The organism is Pseudomonas sp. GZJR-8, from assembly GCF_002916705.1.
In the GTDB taxonomy this organism is placed as follows: Bacteria; Pseudomonadota; Gammaproteobacteria; order Pseudomonadales; family Pseudomonadaceae; genus Aquipseudomonas; species Aquipseudomonas synxantha_A.
Genome location: NZ_JXSI01000020.1, coordinates 22,031 through 37,985, shown reverse-complemented (window position 1 = coordinate 37,985; position 15,955 = coordinate 22,031). Strand labels below are relative to the sequence as shown.

At 61.2% G+C, this 15,955-nt stretch carries 16 protein-coding genes; 6 read left to right on the top strand and 10 right to left on the bottom strand.

Annotation, left to right across the window (positions count from 1 at the left end):
* Positions 1–124 precede the first annotated feature (124 nt).
* Positions 125–511 (top strand): DoxX family protein, encoded by a 387-nt coding sequence (locus TK42_RS26175; RefSeq protein WP_032880465.1) that lies wholly within the window; start codon positions 125–127, stop codon positions 509–511.
* A gap of 54 nt (positions 512–565) precedes the next feature.
* Here the strand turns inward: TK42_RS26175 and TK42_RS26170 are convergent, their stop codons facing one another.
* From TK42_RS26170 to TK42_RS26160, 3 genes are all read right to left on the bottom strand, one after another.
* Positions 566–1,384: an alpha/beta fold hydrolase gene (locus TK42_RS26170; protein WP_005789458.1), complete on the bottom strand. Its 819-nt coding sequence runs from the start codon at positions 1,382–1,384 to the stop codon at positions 566–568.
* A 97-nt stretch (positions 1,385–1,481) separates the two neighbouring features.
* Positions 1,482–2,873, bottom strand: a complete 1,392-nt coding sequence (locus TK42_RS26165) for an alginate export family protein (protein ID WP_103735482.1) — start codon at positions 2,871–2,873, stop codon at positions 1,482–1,484.
* Positions 2,870–3,766 carry a VOC family protein gene (locus tag TK42_RS26160; protein WP_103735481.1) on the bottom strand — a complete coding sequence of 299 codons (897 nt, stop codon included), beginning with the start codon at positions 3,764–3,766 and terminating at the stop codon, positions 2,870–2,872. Before TK42_RS26160 ends, TK42_RS26165 begins: the two co-directional genes overlap by 4 nt.
* 326 nt (positions 3,767–4,092) lie before the next feature.
* On the opposite strand from TK42_RS26160, the gene TK42_RS26150 reads away from it, so the two are divergent.
* Positions 4,093–4,980 (top strand): GNAT family acetyltransferase, encoded by an 888-nt coding sequence (locus TK42_RS26150; RefSeq protein WP_103735480.1) that lies wholly within the window; start codon positions 4,093–4,095, stop codon positions 4,978–4,980.
* Positions 4,981–5,020: 40 nt separating this feature from the next.
* Here the strand turns inward: TK42_RS26150 and TK42_RS26145 are convergent, their stop codons facing one another.
* The 6 genes from TK42_RS26145 to TK42_RS26120 all read right to left on the bottom strand — a co-directional run bounded on the left by TK42_RS26145 (position 5,021) and on the right by TK42_RS26120 (position 11,637).
* Positions 5,021–5,299, bottom strand: coding sequence for a hypothetical protein (locus TK42_RS26145; RefSeq protein ID WP_103735479.1), 279 nt, complete (start codon positions 5,297–5,299; stop codon positions 5,021–5,023).
* A 171-nt stretch (positions 5,300–5,470) separates the two neighbouring features.
* The gene (locus TK42_RS26140) at positions 5,471–6,490 is read right to left on the bottom strand and encodes a branched-chain amino acid aminotransferase (RefSeq protein WP_005789450.1); all 1,020 of its coding nucleotides are present in this window, start codon (positions 6,488–6,490) and stop codon (positions 5,471–5,473) included.
* Between the two features lie 204 nt (positions 6,491–6,694).
* Positions 6,695–8,074, bottom strand: coding sequence for a dihydrolipoyl dehydrogenase (lpdA, locus tag TK42_RS26135; protein ID WP_103735478.1), 1,380 nt, complete (start codon positions 8,072–8,074; stop codon positions 6,695–6,697).
* 4 nt (positions 8,075–8,078) lie between these two features.
* Positions 8,079–9,341, bottom strand: a complete 1,263-nt coding sequence (locus TK42_RS26130; RefSeq protein WP_103735477.1) for a dihydrolipoamide acetyltransferase family protein — start codon at positions 9,339–9,341, stop codon at positions 8,079–8,081.
* Positions 9,342–10,400: an alpha-ketoacid dehydrogenase subunit beta gene (locus TK42_RS26125; protein WP_005789444.1), complete on the bottom strand. Its 1,059-nt coding sequence runs from the start codon at positions 10,398–10,400 to the stop codon at positions 9,342–9,344.
* Position 10,401: 1 nt separating this feature from the next.
* Positions 10,402–11,637, bottom strand: coding sequence for a 3-methyl-2-oxobutanoate dehydrogenase (2-methylpropanoyl-transferring) subunit alpha (locus TK42_RS26120; RefSeq protein WP_005789442.1), 1,236 nt, complete (start codon positions 11,635–11,637; stop codon positions 10,402–10,404).
* Between the two features lie 195 nt (positions 11,638–11,832).
* Here TK42_RS26120 and bkdR point away from each other — a divergent pair, with 195 nt between their 5' ends.
* A complete protein-coding gene (gene bkdR / locus TK42_RS26115; RefSeq protein WP_005789440.1) occupies positions 11,833–12,321 on the top strand; it encodes a Bkd operon transcriptional regulator BkdR in 489 nt (162 codons plus the stop codon).
* A 118-nt stretch (positions 12,322–12,439) separates the two neighbouring features.
* On the opposite strand, the gene TK42_RS26110 is transcribed toward bkdR, so the two are convergent.
* Positions 12,440–13,303 carry an MBL fold metallo-hydrolase gene (locus TK42_RS26110; RefSeq protein ID WP_032880479.1) on the bottom strand — a complete coding sequence of 288 codons (864 nt, stop codon included), beginning with the start codon at positions 13,301–13,303 and terminating at the stop codon, positions 12,440–12,442.
* A 94-nt stretch (positions 13,304–13,397) separates the two neighbouring features.
* On the opposite strand from TK42_RS26110, the gene TK42_RS26105 reads away from it, so the two are divergent.
* The 3 genes from TK42_RS26105 to TK42_RS26095 are packed head-to-tail and all read left to right on the top strand — an operon-like array spanning position 13,398 to position 15,836.
* Complete coding sequence (locus TK42_RS26105; protein WP_005789341.1) at positions 13,398–13,733, top strand: helix-turn-helix transcriptional regulator; 336 nt, start codon at positions 13,398–13,400, stop codon at positions 13,731–13,733.
* Between the two features lie 51 nt (positions 13,734–13,784).
* Positions 13,785–15,029 (top strand): FAD/NAD(P)-binding oxidoreductase, encoded by a 1,245-nt coding sequence (locus TK42_RS26100; protein WP_103735476.1) that lies wholly within the window; start codon positions 13,785–13,787, stop codon positions 15,027–15,029.
* A complete protein-coding gene (locus TK42_RS26095) occupies positions 15,030–15,836 on the top strand; it encodes a sulfite exporter TauE/SafE family protein (RefSeq protein WP_005789338.1) in 807 nt (268 codons plus the stop codon). It abuts the gene before it with no gap.
* Positions 15,837–15,955: the final 119 nt, after the last annotated feature.

The following is a 15,955-nucleotide window of genomic DNA, read 5'->3' as shown; positions in this document are numbered from 1 at the left end:
CCGGGTTCTTTCGGCAATGCAACGGCCTGGGGCAACAGCAGGATTTCAGCACAAGCCTGCAAGTGCGTCGGCGCGGCTTTGGACACACTGGCCGTCGATCATTATTGACGGACATAGGTGGCGTATGAACGAAGCGAGAAATCAGGATACCGGACTGTTGTTCCTGCGGGTCAGCGGGGCGGTGTTCCTGTTGTGTGTGCATGGGTTGCCCAAGCTGCTCAACTACGGCGAACAGTTGAAGCTGATCGAAGACCCGTTTCACCTGGGGGGCCAGGTCACCTTGCTGCTGGCGATCTTTGCCGAGGTGCTGTGCCCATTGCTGATCATTGCGGGCGTGCTGGTGCGCCTGGCGTGCGTGCCGATCCTGGCGGTGCTGGTCATCGCTTTGCTGGTGGTGCATCCAGAGTGGACGCTGTGGGAGGGGCAGTTCGGCTGGCTGCTGTTGATCATCTTTACCAGCATCCTCATTGCCGGGCCGGGGCGGCTGGTAGTGGTTCAGCGCTTTGCCTGAGCAAAAAAAGGCCGGGCGAACCCGGCCAAACAAGGAGAGGAGGTTGCAAGCGGTTCAGCGGCTGAGGAACGCCAACAGGTCTTCATTGAGCTGCTGGGTGTGGGTCGCGGCAAACCCGTGGGGTGCATCCTTGTAGACCTTCAGTTGCGCGCCGTTGATCATTTCGGCAGCCACCTTGCCGGTGGTTTCGAACGGCACGATCTGGTCGCCGTCGCCATGGATCACCAGGGTCGGCACGTCGATTTTGGCCATGTCCGGGCGGAAGTCGGTTTCGGAGAAGGCGCTGACGCAATCCACGGTCGACTTGAGCGAGGCAAGCATCGCGATCTGCAGGGTCTGGCTGAGCACACCCTCCGAGACTTGCTGGCCCTTGTTGATACCGAAGAACGGCGTATTGAAATCGCTGATGAATTGGGCGCGATCCTTCAACAGGCCGGCCTTGATGCCATCGAACACCTCGGTGGGGACGCCTTGGGGATAGTCGGGCTGCTGGCCGAAGATCGGCGTCACGGCACCCAGCAACACCAGGCCGGCGACACGAGCGCTGCCATGGCGGGCGATGTAGCGCGCCACATCACCGCCACCCATGGAAAAGCCCACCAGGGTCACGTCCTTCAAGTCCAGGTGTTCGATCAACTGCGCGATGTCGTCAGCGAAGGTGTCGTAGTCGTTACCGGTCCAGGGTTGGTCCGAGCGGCCAAAGCCACGGCGGTCGAACGCGATAGTACGAAAGCCGCGGCTGCTCAGGTACTCCATCTGGTATTCCCACATGTCGGCATCCAGCGGCCAGCCGTGGCTGAACAGCACGGGCTTGCCGCTGCCCCAGTCCTTGAAGTAGATCTGGGTACCGTCTTTGGCAACGAAGGTGCTCATCTGAATCTCCTTGCTTGAGTTAAAAAAGCGCTGAAAAAACCGTATCACTATTGCCGTTAACCTGAGCCCAGGCTTGTATGGGTGTGCTCGCCTGAGGTTACCAACTGAACTTGAGTTCCATGCCCAGGTAGTTGCTGTCGTGCCCACCGGCATCACGCAGGGTCTGGCCAGCCGCGTAGTGCACGGCCTCGATTGCACCGCTGATGTTGGAGGTAAACGCGTAGTCGGTGCGCACTTGGCCATAGGCGCCGGTCCAGCGTTGACCCTGGCCAGCCGTTCCGGCGACGGCGAGGTTGGGTTGGGTATAAACCGCGTCCGCGGTGGTCTGCCGCCACAACAGGCCGACAGCGGTTTGCACGCTCAGCTTGGCGATGGGTTTGACGGTGATTGATGGCTTGACGTGGATCAGGTTGCTGTAGCCCGTATAACCGGCCAGGGAAAAGTAGTAGCCGTTGGGGAACAGTGGGTTGAAGGTGCCGACGCGGCCATCACCGCGCTTGCGGTCACCGGAGGCGACATCCACTTGCAGGCCGAGGCGCGGTGTCCAGGCCAGCGTGTCGAAGGTGTAGCCGGTACGGCTGCCGCCGGCCCAGGCGCGGATCGCCTGGCTGCCCACCGACCCCTTTTGCAGCATGGCTTCGATATCCCAGTCGAAGCCCCGGGCCGCGCCGCCCAGGCGTACGTCGAGCAACTGGCGGGTCTCGTTGCCGTCGGCATCCAGGTAATGGGCGGCACGGCGCTCGTAGACGCCGTAATAGGCCGACAACTCATTGCTGCCGCCCACCAGCCGCTCGACCCGCAGCATGTGGAAGCGCGCGTCACGATTGGATTTGTCGTCAAAGTGCCGGCCATCCTGGTATTGCACCGGTTGGCTGGCGATCCCGATAAAACGCCACTGGGGCGTTTCCCAATCGGCCCACAGCGCGTCGAAGGACTGGCGCACATTCGGGCCATCGCGCGACGAAATAAAGCGCTGCAAATCGAAGGCAAAGTCCTGGCGACCCGCCCGAGCCTTAAAGGTGCCGGCGCTGAAGGTCTTCACGTATTCGGCAAAGGCCAGGCGCAGGTCTACGCGGTTCTGGTCGGCGCCGCCGATGGTGGTTTTGTCATAGGCCCGTACATCTTCCAACTGGGTGAACAGCCGCCAGTGTTCGTTGAGGTGCAAGTCGGCGTGCACCTGAAAACGCTGGATCAGGTAGCGATCACGCGCTACATCGCGCACGCCGAAGCCGCTGGCGTCGTTCATCTCGAAGCGTTCGCGCAACGTCGCACCCATGGACAGGTAGGTGAACGGGTTGGCGGCGGACAGCGGGATGTACTTGAGGTTGTCCAACGGTTGCGTGCGCAATGCCGGATCCTTGAGCACAGACCAGTCTTCCTGCCAGCGATTGGCCTTGATGGCCGGGCGGGTCGGTTGATTGTCGGCATGTACGCTGCCCACCACCAGCGGCCACAGCACGGCCAGGCCCCAGCCTGTACGACGGATCATTTCGCCGCGATGAGTTGGTGAATTTCCGCGACGTAACCGCCCGGGAATTGCACCAATGCGCTGCGACGGCCTTTGCTGGCGAAGCTCGGCACCAGTACGGTAGCGCCCGAGCCCGTGGCTTTGGCCAGGGTGGCCGTCAGGTCGGCTACCTCATAGCCGGTGGTTTCATGGCCAAAGGGGTAGGGCAGTTGGCCGTTGGTCACCAGTACCGCCATACGCCCAAAGGGCGACGTGATTTCGACGCGTCGGTAAGTGCCGCCAGCCTGGCCCACCTCCACAGCAGGTGCGTGCTTGTCATCGGCTACCACTTTGCCGTGGGAGAAGCCAACGAACGCCTTGATAAAGCGGTCGGCGCGATCGGCGCTGAGGTACACGCGGTTTTCCGGCACCGTCTGGAAGGCGGCGTAGTCGGGAGCCTTGGTGTGCCAATACAGCTGCATGTTCACGCCGCCCGGCCACTGCACCACCGCATCGCGGCCGATGGGATCGGGAAAATCGCTGACGATGACCGCAGCGCCGTTGTCCCGAGCTGCCTTCAGGGCCACGTCCATGTCCTTGACCAGATAACCATTGCGCTCCTGGCCGAAAGGATGGGGGATGGGCGTGGTGAAGCCGAACAGTGACACCGTGCCGGCAGGGGTCTGCAACAGTTGCGAAGTGGTGCTGCTCGGCACCGGCAGCACATTGACCACCACCTGGGGCGTGCTCTTGCCCCCGAACGTGGCCAGGAAACTCTGGGCAAAACCCTCTACATCAGCGGGTGCTACATACACATGGCTGGTGTCGTATTGCGGCGCCACAGCCACTGCCGGCGTGGCCGCCCATGCGCTGCCCGCCATGGCCCCGGCCAGCAATGTCACGGCCAGGGTTACCGCCCTCACTTTTCTGTACATGCCTACTCTCCAGCGCTTTTAAGAAAGTCAAAAGCTTAGGGGGCGGGCGGTGACGCCGATTGTATGGGCGTGCTTGGTTGAACGGTTCAGCGTCAATGGCATTGCCCGCACCTGTTGCGGTTCGCTGATCGGCCGTATCCAGAAAGCCCGGGAGATGCTGGGTTCTGCGCCGAACAGAGGATTGTCCGGGATGTGGAAATGATCGATATGCAGGGCATCAACGAGGCGTATAGCTTATCTTTAGCTGACCCACCGCTATCGGGATCAAGCTCCCTTCCACATGCACAGTGGGGTGTTCATTACAGTCGCGCCAGCCAGGAGGAGTCATGTCGACCGTTGTTCGTCTCGCCCAAGCAGCCGATGCCCAGGGCATCAGCCAGGTCATTCTGGCGGCCTTGCACAGCAGCAATGCACGGGATTATCCAGCAGATGTGATTGCTCGCGTCGCCACTCACTTCACGCCCGATGCGGTTCTGGAACTGCTCAACCGCCGTATTGTGCTGGTGGCTACCCAGGACCATTCAATCGTCGCCACCGCTGCCCTTGATGCCAACGTGGTGCGTTCGGTCTTCGTCAATCCCGAGCTGCAAGGGCAGGGTATCGGCCGTTTGTTGATGATCGAGATCGAACTGCGTGCCCGCGAAGCCGGGGTGACGGTGTTGAGTGTGCCGTCATCACTGACCGCCGAGCCGTTCTACAGCAAGCTGGGTTTTCACACCGTGCGCGATGTCTACCATGGCAACGAGCGCACGCTGGTCATGGAAAAGACCTTGCTGTCACGGCATCCCATCGGCCCCTACCGCGACCGGCAGCATCGCGCCCAAGTGATTGAGTTATGGCAGCAGGCGTTTGGCTATGACACCGCACACAACCTGCCGAGCCTGGCGATTGACAAGAAGCTGGCGGTCAACGATGGGCTGTTCTTCGTGGCCACCGACAAGAAAGCCGTGATTGGTACGATTCTCGCGGGCTATGACGGCCATCGTGGCTGGTTGTACTCGGTGGCGGTGCATGCCGACTATCGTCGCCATGGTTTGGGATCGTCGCTGGTGCGCCATGCCGAGCAGGTGTTGACGGCCTTGGGCTGCATGAAGATCAACCTGCAGATCACCGGCGGCAATGACGTTGTGGTGGGGTTTTATGAGGCGTTGGGGTATGGGGTGGAGCCGAGGATCAGTATGGGCAAGAAGATTGCAGAAAATATCAACGGTTGACGCGCATGACCGACGGCAACCTGGTCATGGCTGGTGAGCTTTATTTCTTCGCTTTTTTTCGTTTTTTTATGGCATAGGCTGTCATTTTGGCGAAAGCGTTGGCGACGTTCAGGTAATGCGCCTTGTCATCGTTATCGTAGTCTCCATCGCCGTCGACGTCATCGGGTGCCGAGGCGGTATCGTAAATCCCGTCGTGCTTGCTGGATGACGCGTAAACGGCCCAATCAAGGTCGTTGTTAATGTAAGTTTCCATCACGATTTCTTTACTACCGTCATTCTCGAAATCTTCTGCGGACACACGTAATTCATAGATCGCCATGATGGGCTCCTGCTGGGTTTAGAAGGAGAGTTAACTTAGGTGTGCCGATTTTTACTGTCTACTGTCAATCTTCACAGGTGATTGCACATCCAGTAACCCACCGCATAAAAAAGGCCCATTCACCGACAGCGGTGAATGGGCCTTTTCTGAAGTGGCAGGTTCAGATCATTTTCAAACCTTGACGATCCAACCCGCTGGCGCTTCAACGTCACCGGTCTGCACACCGGTCAGCTCTTTGTAGAGCTTCTGGGTAACCGGGCCGACTTCGGTTTCGCTGTGGAACACGTGCATCTTACCGTTGTGCTGGATGCCGCCGATCGGTGAAATCACCGCAGCAGTACCGCAGGCGCCGGCTTCCTTGAACTGGTCCAGTTTGTCGATGAACACTTCGCCTTCGACCACGTCCAGGCCCAGGCGGGTCTGGGCCAGTTCCATCAGCGACAGGCGGGTGATGCCTGGCAGCACCGAAGGCGACTTTGGCGTGATGAACTGGTTGTCGTGGGTGATCCCGAAGAAGTTGGCCGAGCCGACTTCTTCGATTTTCGAGTGAGTCATCGGGTCCAGGTAGATCGCGTCGGCGAAGCCGGATTTCTTCGCTTCAGAGCCCGGCATCAGGCTGGCGGCGTAGTTGCCACCGACCTTGGCGGCACCGGTGCCTTGCGGCGCAGCGCGGTCGAAGGTGGAGATCTGGAAGTTATGTGGCACCAGGCCGCCTTTGAAGTAGGCCCCGACCGGGATAGCGAACACCGAGAAGATGAACTCCGGCGCAGAGCGTACGCCGATATTGTCACCGGTGCCGATCACGAACGGGCGCAGGTACAGCGCGCCGCCACTGCCATACGGCGGGATGAAGCGCTCGTTGGCCTTGACCACTTGTTTGCAGGCGTCGATGAAGTCTTCGGTCGACACATGCGGCATCAACAGGCGGGCACAGCTGCGTTGCATACGTGCAGCGTTCTGGTCCGGGCGGAACAGGTTGATCGAACCGTCCTTGCAGCGATAGGCCTTCAGGCCCTCGAAGCATTGCTGGCCATAGTGCAGGGCGGTGGAGCCCTCGCTGATGTGCAGCACGTTGTCGTCGGTCAGGGTGCCTTCCTGCCATTCGCCGTTTTTCCAGACCTGGAGAAACCGCTTGTCGGTCTTGATGTAGTCAAAACCCAGCTTGTCCCAATTGATGCTTTCGTTACCCATGACACCCTCTATCTCTGGTCAAGTCGGATTTTTTTCTGGATGGGAGCAACAATACTGCATTCTTGGCTTGTGTGGGAGCGGGTGGGTGGACCATTGAGCCTTTGTATTGGCTGGTCCACCGTCATCGCGGGCAAGCCCGGCTCCCACATTTGACTGCATTCCAAATGTGGGAGCCGGCTTGCCTGCGATAGCGTCACCGCAGTTTCACAGATGCAAGGCGTGCCCCAGTGCCCGCAATGCCGCTTCCTGCACCGCCTCGCCAAGGGTCGGATGGGCGTGAATGGTGCCGGCCACATCCTCAAGGCGCGAGCCCATTTCCAGGCTCAGGCCGAACGCGGTAGACAGCTCGGACACCCCAGCCCCCACGGCTTGCCAACCGACAATCAGATGATTGTCACGCCGCGCCACCACCCGCACGAAACCGGCTTTGGACTCAAGCGTCATGGCCCGACCATTGGCGGCGAACGGGAAGCTCGACACGATGCAGTCCAGCCCGGCAGCCTTGGCCTCGTCCGGGGTCTTGCCGACCACCACCAGTTCCGGGTCGGTAAAGCACACCGCTGGAATCGCGGCCGGGTTGAATTCGCGGGTCTTGCCGCTGATCAGTTCGGCCACCATCTCGCCCTGGGCCATGGCCCGGTGCGCCAGCATCGGCTCGCCGCTGAGGTCGCCGATGGCGTACACATTGCGCATGCTCGTCTGGCAGCGGCTGTCGATCTTGATCGCCGCGCCGTTCATGTCCAGGTTCAGCGCTTCGAGGTTCCAGCCTTGGGTGTTGGGTTTGCGCCCAACGGCTACCAGCACCTGGTCGGTGTCCAGCGCCAAGGTGTCGCCATTGGGCGCACGCACTTGCAGCTTGTTGTCGGCAAAGCCGGTGACACTGTGCCCAAGGTACAGCTTCACCCCGAGTTTCTTCAGGGACTCGGCCACCGGTAAGGTCAGCTCGGCATCGTAGGCGGGCAGGATATGTTCCTGGGCCTCGACCACACTGACCTCGGCACCGAGCTTGCGATAGGCGATACCCAGTTCCAGGCCGATATAACCGCCGCCCACCACAATCAGGCGCTTGGGCACGCGGGTCGGTGCCAAGGCTTCGGTGGACGAGATGATCGGCCCGCCAATCGGCAGCATCGGCAGGTTGACACTTTTCGAACCGGTGGCCAGCAGCAGGTGTTCGCACTGGATGCGCTGGTCGCCCACCTCGACAGTCTTGCCGTCGATAACCTTGGCCCAACCGTGAACGACCTGCACCTTGTGTTTTTTCAGCAGCGCGGCGACACCCGTGGTCAGGCGATCGACGATGCCGTCTTTCCATTCCACGCTTTTGCGGATGTCCAGGGTCGGCACATCCACTTCAATGCCCAGTTGTGAGCCCTGGCTGTGATGCACGGTCTGCTGGAACTGCTCGGCTACATGGATCAGCGCCTTGGACGGAATGCAGCCGATGTTCAGGCAGGTGCCGCCCAGTGCCTGGCCTTCCACCAGTATGGTGGGGATGCCCAGCTGGCCGGCGCGAATCGCCGCCACATAGCCGCCGGGGCCGCCGCCGATAATCAGCAGCGTGGTGTGCAATGTCTGAGTCATGCCCTTACTCCAGGAACAGGCTGGCGGGTTGTTCGAGCAGGCCGCGAATGGCCTGGATGAATTGCGCCGCGTCCATGCCGTCGACCACGCGGTGATCGAAGGAGCTGGAGAGGTTCATCATCTTGCGCACCACGATCTGGCCCTTGATCACCATGGGCCGTTCGACGATGCGGTTGACGCCAACGATGGCCACTTCCGGCAGGTTCAGCACCGGCGTGCTGACGATGCCGCCCAGGGCGCCCAGGCTGGTCAGGGTGATGGTCGAGCCGGACAGCTCTTCACGGCTGGCCTTGCCTGTGCGTGCGGCATTGGCCAGGCGCACGATTTCTTCGGCAGTGCCCCACAGGCTGCGGGCTTCGGCGTGACGCACCACCGGCACCATCAGGCCCACGTCGCTTTGCGTGGCGACGCCCACATGTACCGCGCCGAGGCGGGTAATGACCTGGGCTTCGTCGTCGTAGCGAGCGTTGATCTGCGGGAAGTCGCGCAGCGCCACCACCATGGCCCGTACGATAAACGGCAGCAGGGTCAGCTTGCCGCGTGTCGCACCGTGCTTTTCGTTGAGATGCACGCGCAACTCGTCGAGGGTGGTGACGTCGATTTCTTCCACGTAGCTGAAATGCGCGGCGCGCCGGGTGGCGTCCTGCATACGCTGGGCGATCTTGCGGCGCATACCGATCACCGGGATCTGGTGTTCATCATTGCGCTCGGCGTAAGGGTTGGCGGCGCTGGCGCTGGTGGCCGGCCCCTGGTGCAGGTACGCCTCCAGGTCTTCGTGCAGAATCCGGCCCGCAGGCCCTGTGCCATGGACCAGGCGCAGTTGAATCCCGGCATCCAGCGCATGTTTGCGCACGGCAGGGGAGGCCAACGGGCGCTCGCTGGCTTCGCGGGCCACGGGCGCTGGTGGCGCGTTCACGGCTGGAGCCGGTTTGCTTTGAACGGGTGCCGTGACCGGTTTGGCTTCAACGACAGGCGTGGTCTTCATCGGTTCGGCAGCCACCGGCACATCCTTGGTGTTGCCTGCGCCTTCCACTTCAATGCTGATCAAAATACTGCCCACCGCCATGACTTCACCCGGCTCGCCGCCCAGGGAAATCACCTTGCCGTGGACGGGGGAGGGAATATCCACCATCGCCTTGTCGGTCATCACATCCGCCAGCACCTGGTCTTCAACCACCAGGTCGCCGACCTTCACATGCCACACCGACAATTCAACTTCCGCGATGCCTTCGCCAATGTCCGGCATCTTGATAACGTGCGTGCCCATTCAGACCTCCATGACCCGTTTCAACGCCGCGCCCACTCGGGACGGCCCTGGGAAATACGCCCACTCCTGCGCGTGCGGGTAGGGCGTATCCCAACCGGTGACGCGCTCGATCGGCGCTTCCAGGTGGTGGAAGCAGTGCTCTTGCACCAGCGATACCAGTTCGGCGCCAAAGCCGCAGGTGCGCGTGGCTTCATGCACCACCACGCAACGGCCGGTCTTTTTCACCGACTTGACGATGGTTTCCAAATCCAGCGGCCACAGGCTGCGCAGATCGATGACTTCGGCGTCGATGCCGGTTTCTTCGGCGGCAACTTGCGACACATACACGGTGGTGCCATAGGTCAGCACCGTCACAGCCGAACCTGGGCGCACGATGGCGGCCACGTCCAGGGGAACGGTGTAGTAACCGTCCGGAACCTGCGCTTGCGGGTGTTTTGACCACGGCGTTACCGGGCGATCGTGGTGGCCGTCGAACGGGCCGTTATACAGGCGCTTGGGTTCCAGGAAGATCACCGGGTCATCGTTCTCGATGGAGGCAATCAGCAGGCCCTTGGCGTCGTAGGGGTTGGATGGCATCACCGTGCGCAGGCCGCAGACCTGGGTGAACACCGCTTCGATACTCTGGCTGTGGGTCTGGCCGCCGTAGATGCCGCCGCCGCAGGGCATACGCATGGTCAAGGGCGCGGTGAACTGGCCGGCCGAGCGATAACGCAGGCGCGCCGCTTCGGAAATGATCTGGTCGGTGGCGGGGTAGACGTAGTCGGCGAACTGGATTTCCGCCACCGGGCGCAGGCCATACGCACCCATGCCCACGGCTACGCCGACGATGCCGCTTTCCGAGATCGGTGCGTCAAACACCCGTGAGCTGCCGTATTTGGTCTGCAAACCTTCGGTGCAACGGAATACGCCGCCGAAGTAGCCGACGTCCTGGCCGAACACCACCACGTTGTCGTCACGTTCGAGCATCACATCCATGGCCGAGCGCAGGGCCTGGATCATGGTCATGGTGGTGGTGGTCATGGCGGTTTCCAGTTCGATGCTGTTGTTGTGGTCGTTCATGTCACACCCCCAACTCTTGACGCTGGCGCTTCAAGTGCTCCGGCATCTCTTTATAGACGTCCTCGAACATGGTCGCGGCGCTTGGAATCTGGCCACCGGCGAGGGTGCCGTACTGTTCGGCTTCCTTCTGCGCCTTGACCACTTCGGCTTCAAGTTCGGCACTGACCGCTGCATGTTCCTCTTCGGACCACTGGCCAATCTTGATCAGGTGCTGCTTGAGACGGGCAATCGGGTCGCCCAGGGGGAAGTGGCTCCAGTCGTCGGCTGGACGGTATTTGGACGGATCATCGGAGGTGGAGTGCGGGCCGGCGCGATAGGTGACCCACTCGATCAATGTTGGCCCCAGGTTGCGCCGTGCGCGTTCGGCAGCCCAGGCCGAGGCGGCATACACCGCGATAAAGTCATTGCCGTCTACCCGCAGGGAGGCGATGCCGCAGCCCACGCCGCGTCCGGCGAAAGTGGTGGCTTCACCACCGGCGATGGCCTGGAAGGTGGAGATGGCCCATTGGTTATTGACCACGTTGAGTATCACCGGCGCGCGGTAGACGTGGGCGAAGGTGAGGGCGGTGTGGAAGTCCGATTCAGCGGTGGCGCCGTCGCCGATCCAGGCCGAGGCGATCTTGGTATCGCCCTTGATCGCCGAAGCCATGCCCCAACCCACGCCCTGCACGAATTGGGTGGCGAGGTTGCCGGAAATGGTGAAGAAGCCCGCCTCTTTGACCGAGTACATGATCGGCAACTGGCGACCCTTGAGCGGGTCGCGCTCGTTGGACAGCAGTTGGCAGATCAGGTCTACCAGCGGCACGTCGCGGGCCATCAGAATGCTTTGCTGGCGATAGGTGGGGAAGCACATGTCGTCGATGTTCAAGGCCAGGGCCTGGGCGCTGCCGATGGCTTCTTCGCCAAGGCTTTGCATGTAGAACGACATTTTTTTCTGGCGCTGGGCGACCACCATGCGGTTGTCGAAGATGCGCGTCTTGAGCATGGCGCGCATGCCTTTGCGCATGATCTCGGTCGAAACACCCTCGGCCCACGGCCCGAGCGCCTGGCCCTGGTCGTCGAGCACGCGGATCAGGCCCTTGGCCAGGTCGGCGGTGTCGGCGGGTTCTACGTCGATGGCGGGTTTGCGTACCAGGCCGGCGTCGGTCAGACGCAGGTAGGTGAAATCGGTCTTGCAGCCTGGACGGCCCGAAGGTTCGGGAACGTGCAGGCGCAGCGGTGCATACGGCTGGGTCATGGCTTTCTACGCTCTATCTTGTGAATTTCTTGTAGTGGGCGCGCTAGCTGACAGTCAGTCTTCGGGTAGAAGAAATCTTGTCCTACAACAATCATAGGCGTGGCGTAGAAGAATATTTATCTGTGTTTCATTGCGCTCACCGTCATTTGCGGATAAAAAAACTGCATAAACATAATAAACAGGTGATTTTGTCTCATGCGCAAACTGGACCGTACCGATATCGGCATTCTCAACGCCCTGCAGGAGAATGCCCGCATCACCAACGCCGACCTGGCCCGCTCGGTCAACCTGTCGCCCACGCCGTGTTTCAACCGGGTCAAGGCGATGGAAGAACTGGGCCTGATTCGTGAGCAGGTCACGTTGCTGGATGCTGACCTGCTGGGGCTGCACGTCAATGTGTTCATCCATGTAAGCCTGGAAAAGCAGAATGAGTTGGCGTTGCAGCAGTTCGAAGGGGCGATCTCGGACCGTCCCGAGGTGATGGAGTGCTACCTGATGGCGGGTGATCCGGATTATTTGATCCGCGTGCTGGTGCCGACGATCCAGTCGCTGGAGCGTTTCATGATGGACTTTTTGACCAAGGTGCCGGGGGTGGCAAACATTCGCTCCAGCTTTGCCTTGAAGCAGGTGCGCTACAAGACGGCGCTGCCGCTGCCAGCCAACGGCATCAGCCTGGGCAACTGACTCAACGCGGTAAAAATGTGGGAGGGGGCTTGCCCCGATGGCGGTGTGACAGTCAACTTATGTGTAGCTGATCCACTGCTATCGGGAGCAAGCCCCCTCCCACATTTTTTACTGTATTTCAAAGTTGGTTGAGGGGGATCTTCAGGTAGGTCACGCCGTTTTCTTCCGCCGGCGGCATATGCCCCGCCCGCACATTCACCTGGATCGCCGGCAGCAACAAGGTCGGCATTCCCAGCCCGGCATCACGCTGGGTGCGCATCTCTACAAACGCCGCTTCATCCACCCCATCGTGCACATGAATATTCCCCGCCCTTTGTTCCGCCACAGTGGTCTGGCACTTGGCCTCACGCCCCTCTGGCGGATAGTCATGGCACACATACAGCTTGGTATCCGAGGGGAACGCCAACAGCTTGCGCATCGATGCGTACAACTGCCGCGCATCGCCGCCGGGGAAATCGCAGCGGGCGGTGCCGACGTCGGGCATGAACAGCGTGTCGCCCACCAGGATCAAGCGGCCGTCGATCAAGTAGGCCATGTCGGCAGGGGTGTGTCCCGGCACATGCAGGGCTTGGGCTTTCAAACCGCCGATATGAAAGACCTCATCCGGCGCAAACAGGTGATCGAACTGCGATCCGTCGACGCGAAATTCCGGCTCCAGGTTGAACAGGTTTTTGAACACACCCTGCACCTTGCTGATCGATTCGCCTATCGCGATCTTGCCGCCCAAGGTGCGACGCAGGTAGGGCGCGGCGGACAGATGATCGGCATGAGCGTGGGTTTCCAGCAACCACTGCACCTGCAAGCCATGCTCGCGCACGAACGCGATCACCTTGTCAGCCTGGGCGGTATCGGTACGCCCCGACGCCGGGTCGTAGTTGAGTACCGAGTCGACAATGGCACAGGGGCCGCCATCCGCTTCATAGACGATGTAGGTATAGGTCGACGATGCGTCATCCAGAAAGGCTTGAATCAACGCTGGCATGGCGGCTGTCCCCAATGAAGAAAAAAGTGGTTACAATCAGTTTACGTTTACACATAATGTTTTGAGCTTAAGTGACATAAAGGACCCGAAGCAAATGGAATCTACCTTGAGTGAGGGCGAAGTCGCCCAGTTGCGTGCGTCGGCGTCCAAGGCTTGTTCCTTGCTCAAGGCCCTGGCCAATGAAGACCGACTGTTGATCCTGTGCCAGTTGACCCAGGGCGAGCGCAACGTCGGCGAGCTGGAAGCCCTGACTGGCGTGCGCCAGCCCACGCTGTCACAACAGTTGGGCATCCTGCGCGATGAAGGGCTGGTCGCCACCCGCCGAGAAGGCAAATACATTTTCTACGGGCTGGCTAGCCATGAAGTGATTCAAGTGATGAAGACCCTGTCCGGGCTGTATTGCGGCGCGGTCATAAAAAGCTGGGCGTGACGCCATCCGGCAGCGACCCTTGTGTGCATTGACTCAAAAAGGCAGTAGACAATGACCGAACAACACTGGGGACCGACCATCAGTGGCGATATCGTAGTCATCGGCGGCGGCTCGGCAGGCATCGGCCTGCTGGCCAGCCTGCTCAAGCGCGATCCGCAGTTGAACATCATCCTGATCGAGCCCAACGATTACCACTGCTACCAACCGGCCTGGACCCTGGTCGGCGGCGGCGCCTACGACCTGCAAAAGACCCGCCGCCCCCTGGCCGATGTGCTGCCCAATGGCGTCAGTTGGGTACAGGCCGCCGTCAGCGAAGTGCTGCCCGACGAGCAAACCCTGGTGCTCAACAGCGGTCAGCGCGTCACCTGGCAAAACCTCATCGTCTGCCCCGGTCTGCGTCTGGCCTGGGAGAAAATCGAGGGCTTGCCAGACACCCTCGGCCAGCACGGCGTCACCTCCAACTACAGCTATGAGCACGCCGCCTACACCTGGCAACTGGTGCAGCAACTCAAGGGCGGCAAGGCGCTGTTCACCCAGCCCGCCATGCCGATCAAATGCGCCGGAGCGCCGCAAAAAGCCATGTACCTGTCCTGTGATCACTGGCTCAAGCAGGGTGCACTGAAAAACATCGAGGTGGAGTTCAACCTGGCCGGCGCTGCGTTGTTCGGCGTGGCGACCTTTGTGCCGCCGTTGATGAAATACGTCGAAAAATACAAGGCGCGCCTGGCGTTCAACTCCAACCTGGTAAAAGTCGACGGCCCGGCGCGTAAAGCCTGGTTCGAAGTCAAGGACGCCGAAGGCAACGTGAGCGTCGAAGAGAAAACCTTCGATATGTTGCACGTCGTGCCGCCGCAGCTGGCCCCGGACTTTATCCGCGAAAGCGAGCTTGCCGACGCCGCCGGCTGGTGCGAAGTAAACCCCAACAGCCTGCAACACTTGCGCTACCCGCACGTCTTCGGCCTGGGCGATGTGTGCGGCACCACCAACGCCAAGACAGCGGCCGCGGTGCGCAAGCAAATCGTGGTGGTGGCCGAGAACCTGCTGGCCCTGCGCAAACAGGCGCCATTGCCGCTCAAATACGACGGCTACGGCTCCTGCCCGCTGACGGTGGAGAAGGGCAAGGTGGTACTGGCCGAGTTCGGCTACGGCGGCAAGCTGCTGCCGACCTTTCCCCTGGACCCGACTCGGGCGCGCCGTTCGATGTGGTTCCTCAAGGCCACGCTGCTGCCGTGGTTCTACTGGAACGGTATGCTCAAGGGCCGCGAGTGGCTGACCCGTCTGAGCAAGGTGGACTGAATGCTGCTGGCCAGTCTGTTGGGTGTATTGATGGGCCTGGTCATGGGCCTGACCGGCGCGGGCGGCGGCATCCTTGGGGTGCCGGCGTTGGTGCTGGGGCTGGGGTTGACGATGACCCAGGCCGCGCCGGTGTCGTTGCTCGCAGTGGGTGCGGCAGCGGCGGTGGGGGCCATCGATGGCTTGCGCCATGGCCTGGTGCGTTACCGTGCGGCGTTGTTGATCGCCTTGCTCGGCGCGCTGTTTTCGCCGTTGGGCGTGTTCGTCGCCCACCAACTGTCGGAGCCGGTGCTGATGGGGTTGTTCAGCGCGCTGATGGTGCTGGTGGCCTGGCGCATGCTGCAACGGGAAAAGCGCGAGGCGGGGCCGAGTGACCATGGCGCCGCTTCATGGGGCCAGAAGAATTGCATGCTGGATCAACAAACCGGGCGCTTCTCCTGGACCGCCAAGTGCAGCGCCACCCTGGCTGCGCTGGGAGCTGTGACGGGTGCTGTATCGGGCTTGCTGGGCGTGGGCGGCGGCTTCCTGATCGTGCCGGCGTTCAAACAACTGACCGACGTGCAGATGCGTGGGATCGTCGCCACGTCGTTGATGGTGGTCAGCCTGCTATCGCTGATCGGCGTGGCCGGTGCGTTTCATGCGGGCGTGAGCATCGAGCCGGTGGGCTGGGTGTTTATCGGCGCGAGTGTCGTCGGCATGTTGGCGGGAAGGCGGTTGTGTTCGGTCATCCCCGCGCGGGTGTTGCAAGTGGGGTTCGCCAGCCTGTGTGGGGTGGTGGCGATTGGCATGTTTGTCAGCGCGTTGCTCTGACGCGGTACCGGTGCACGGTCACGAAGTCTTGCAGTTGGTCGGGAACCTCCTCATTGGGTGCTGACACTCAGTGAGCGGCCGCAAGCGCCGGACTCCTCGACTACGCATAGGCGTTTTAT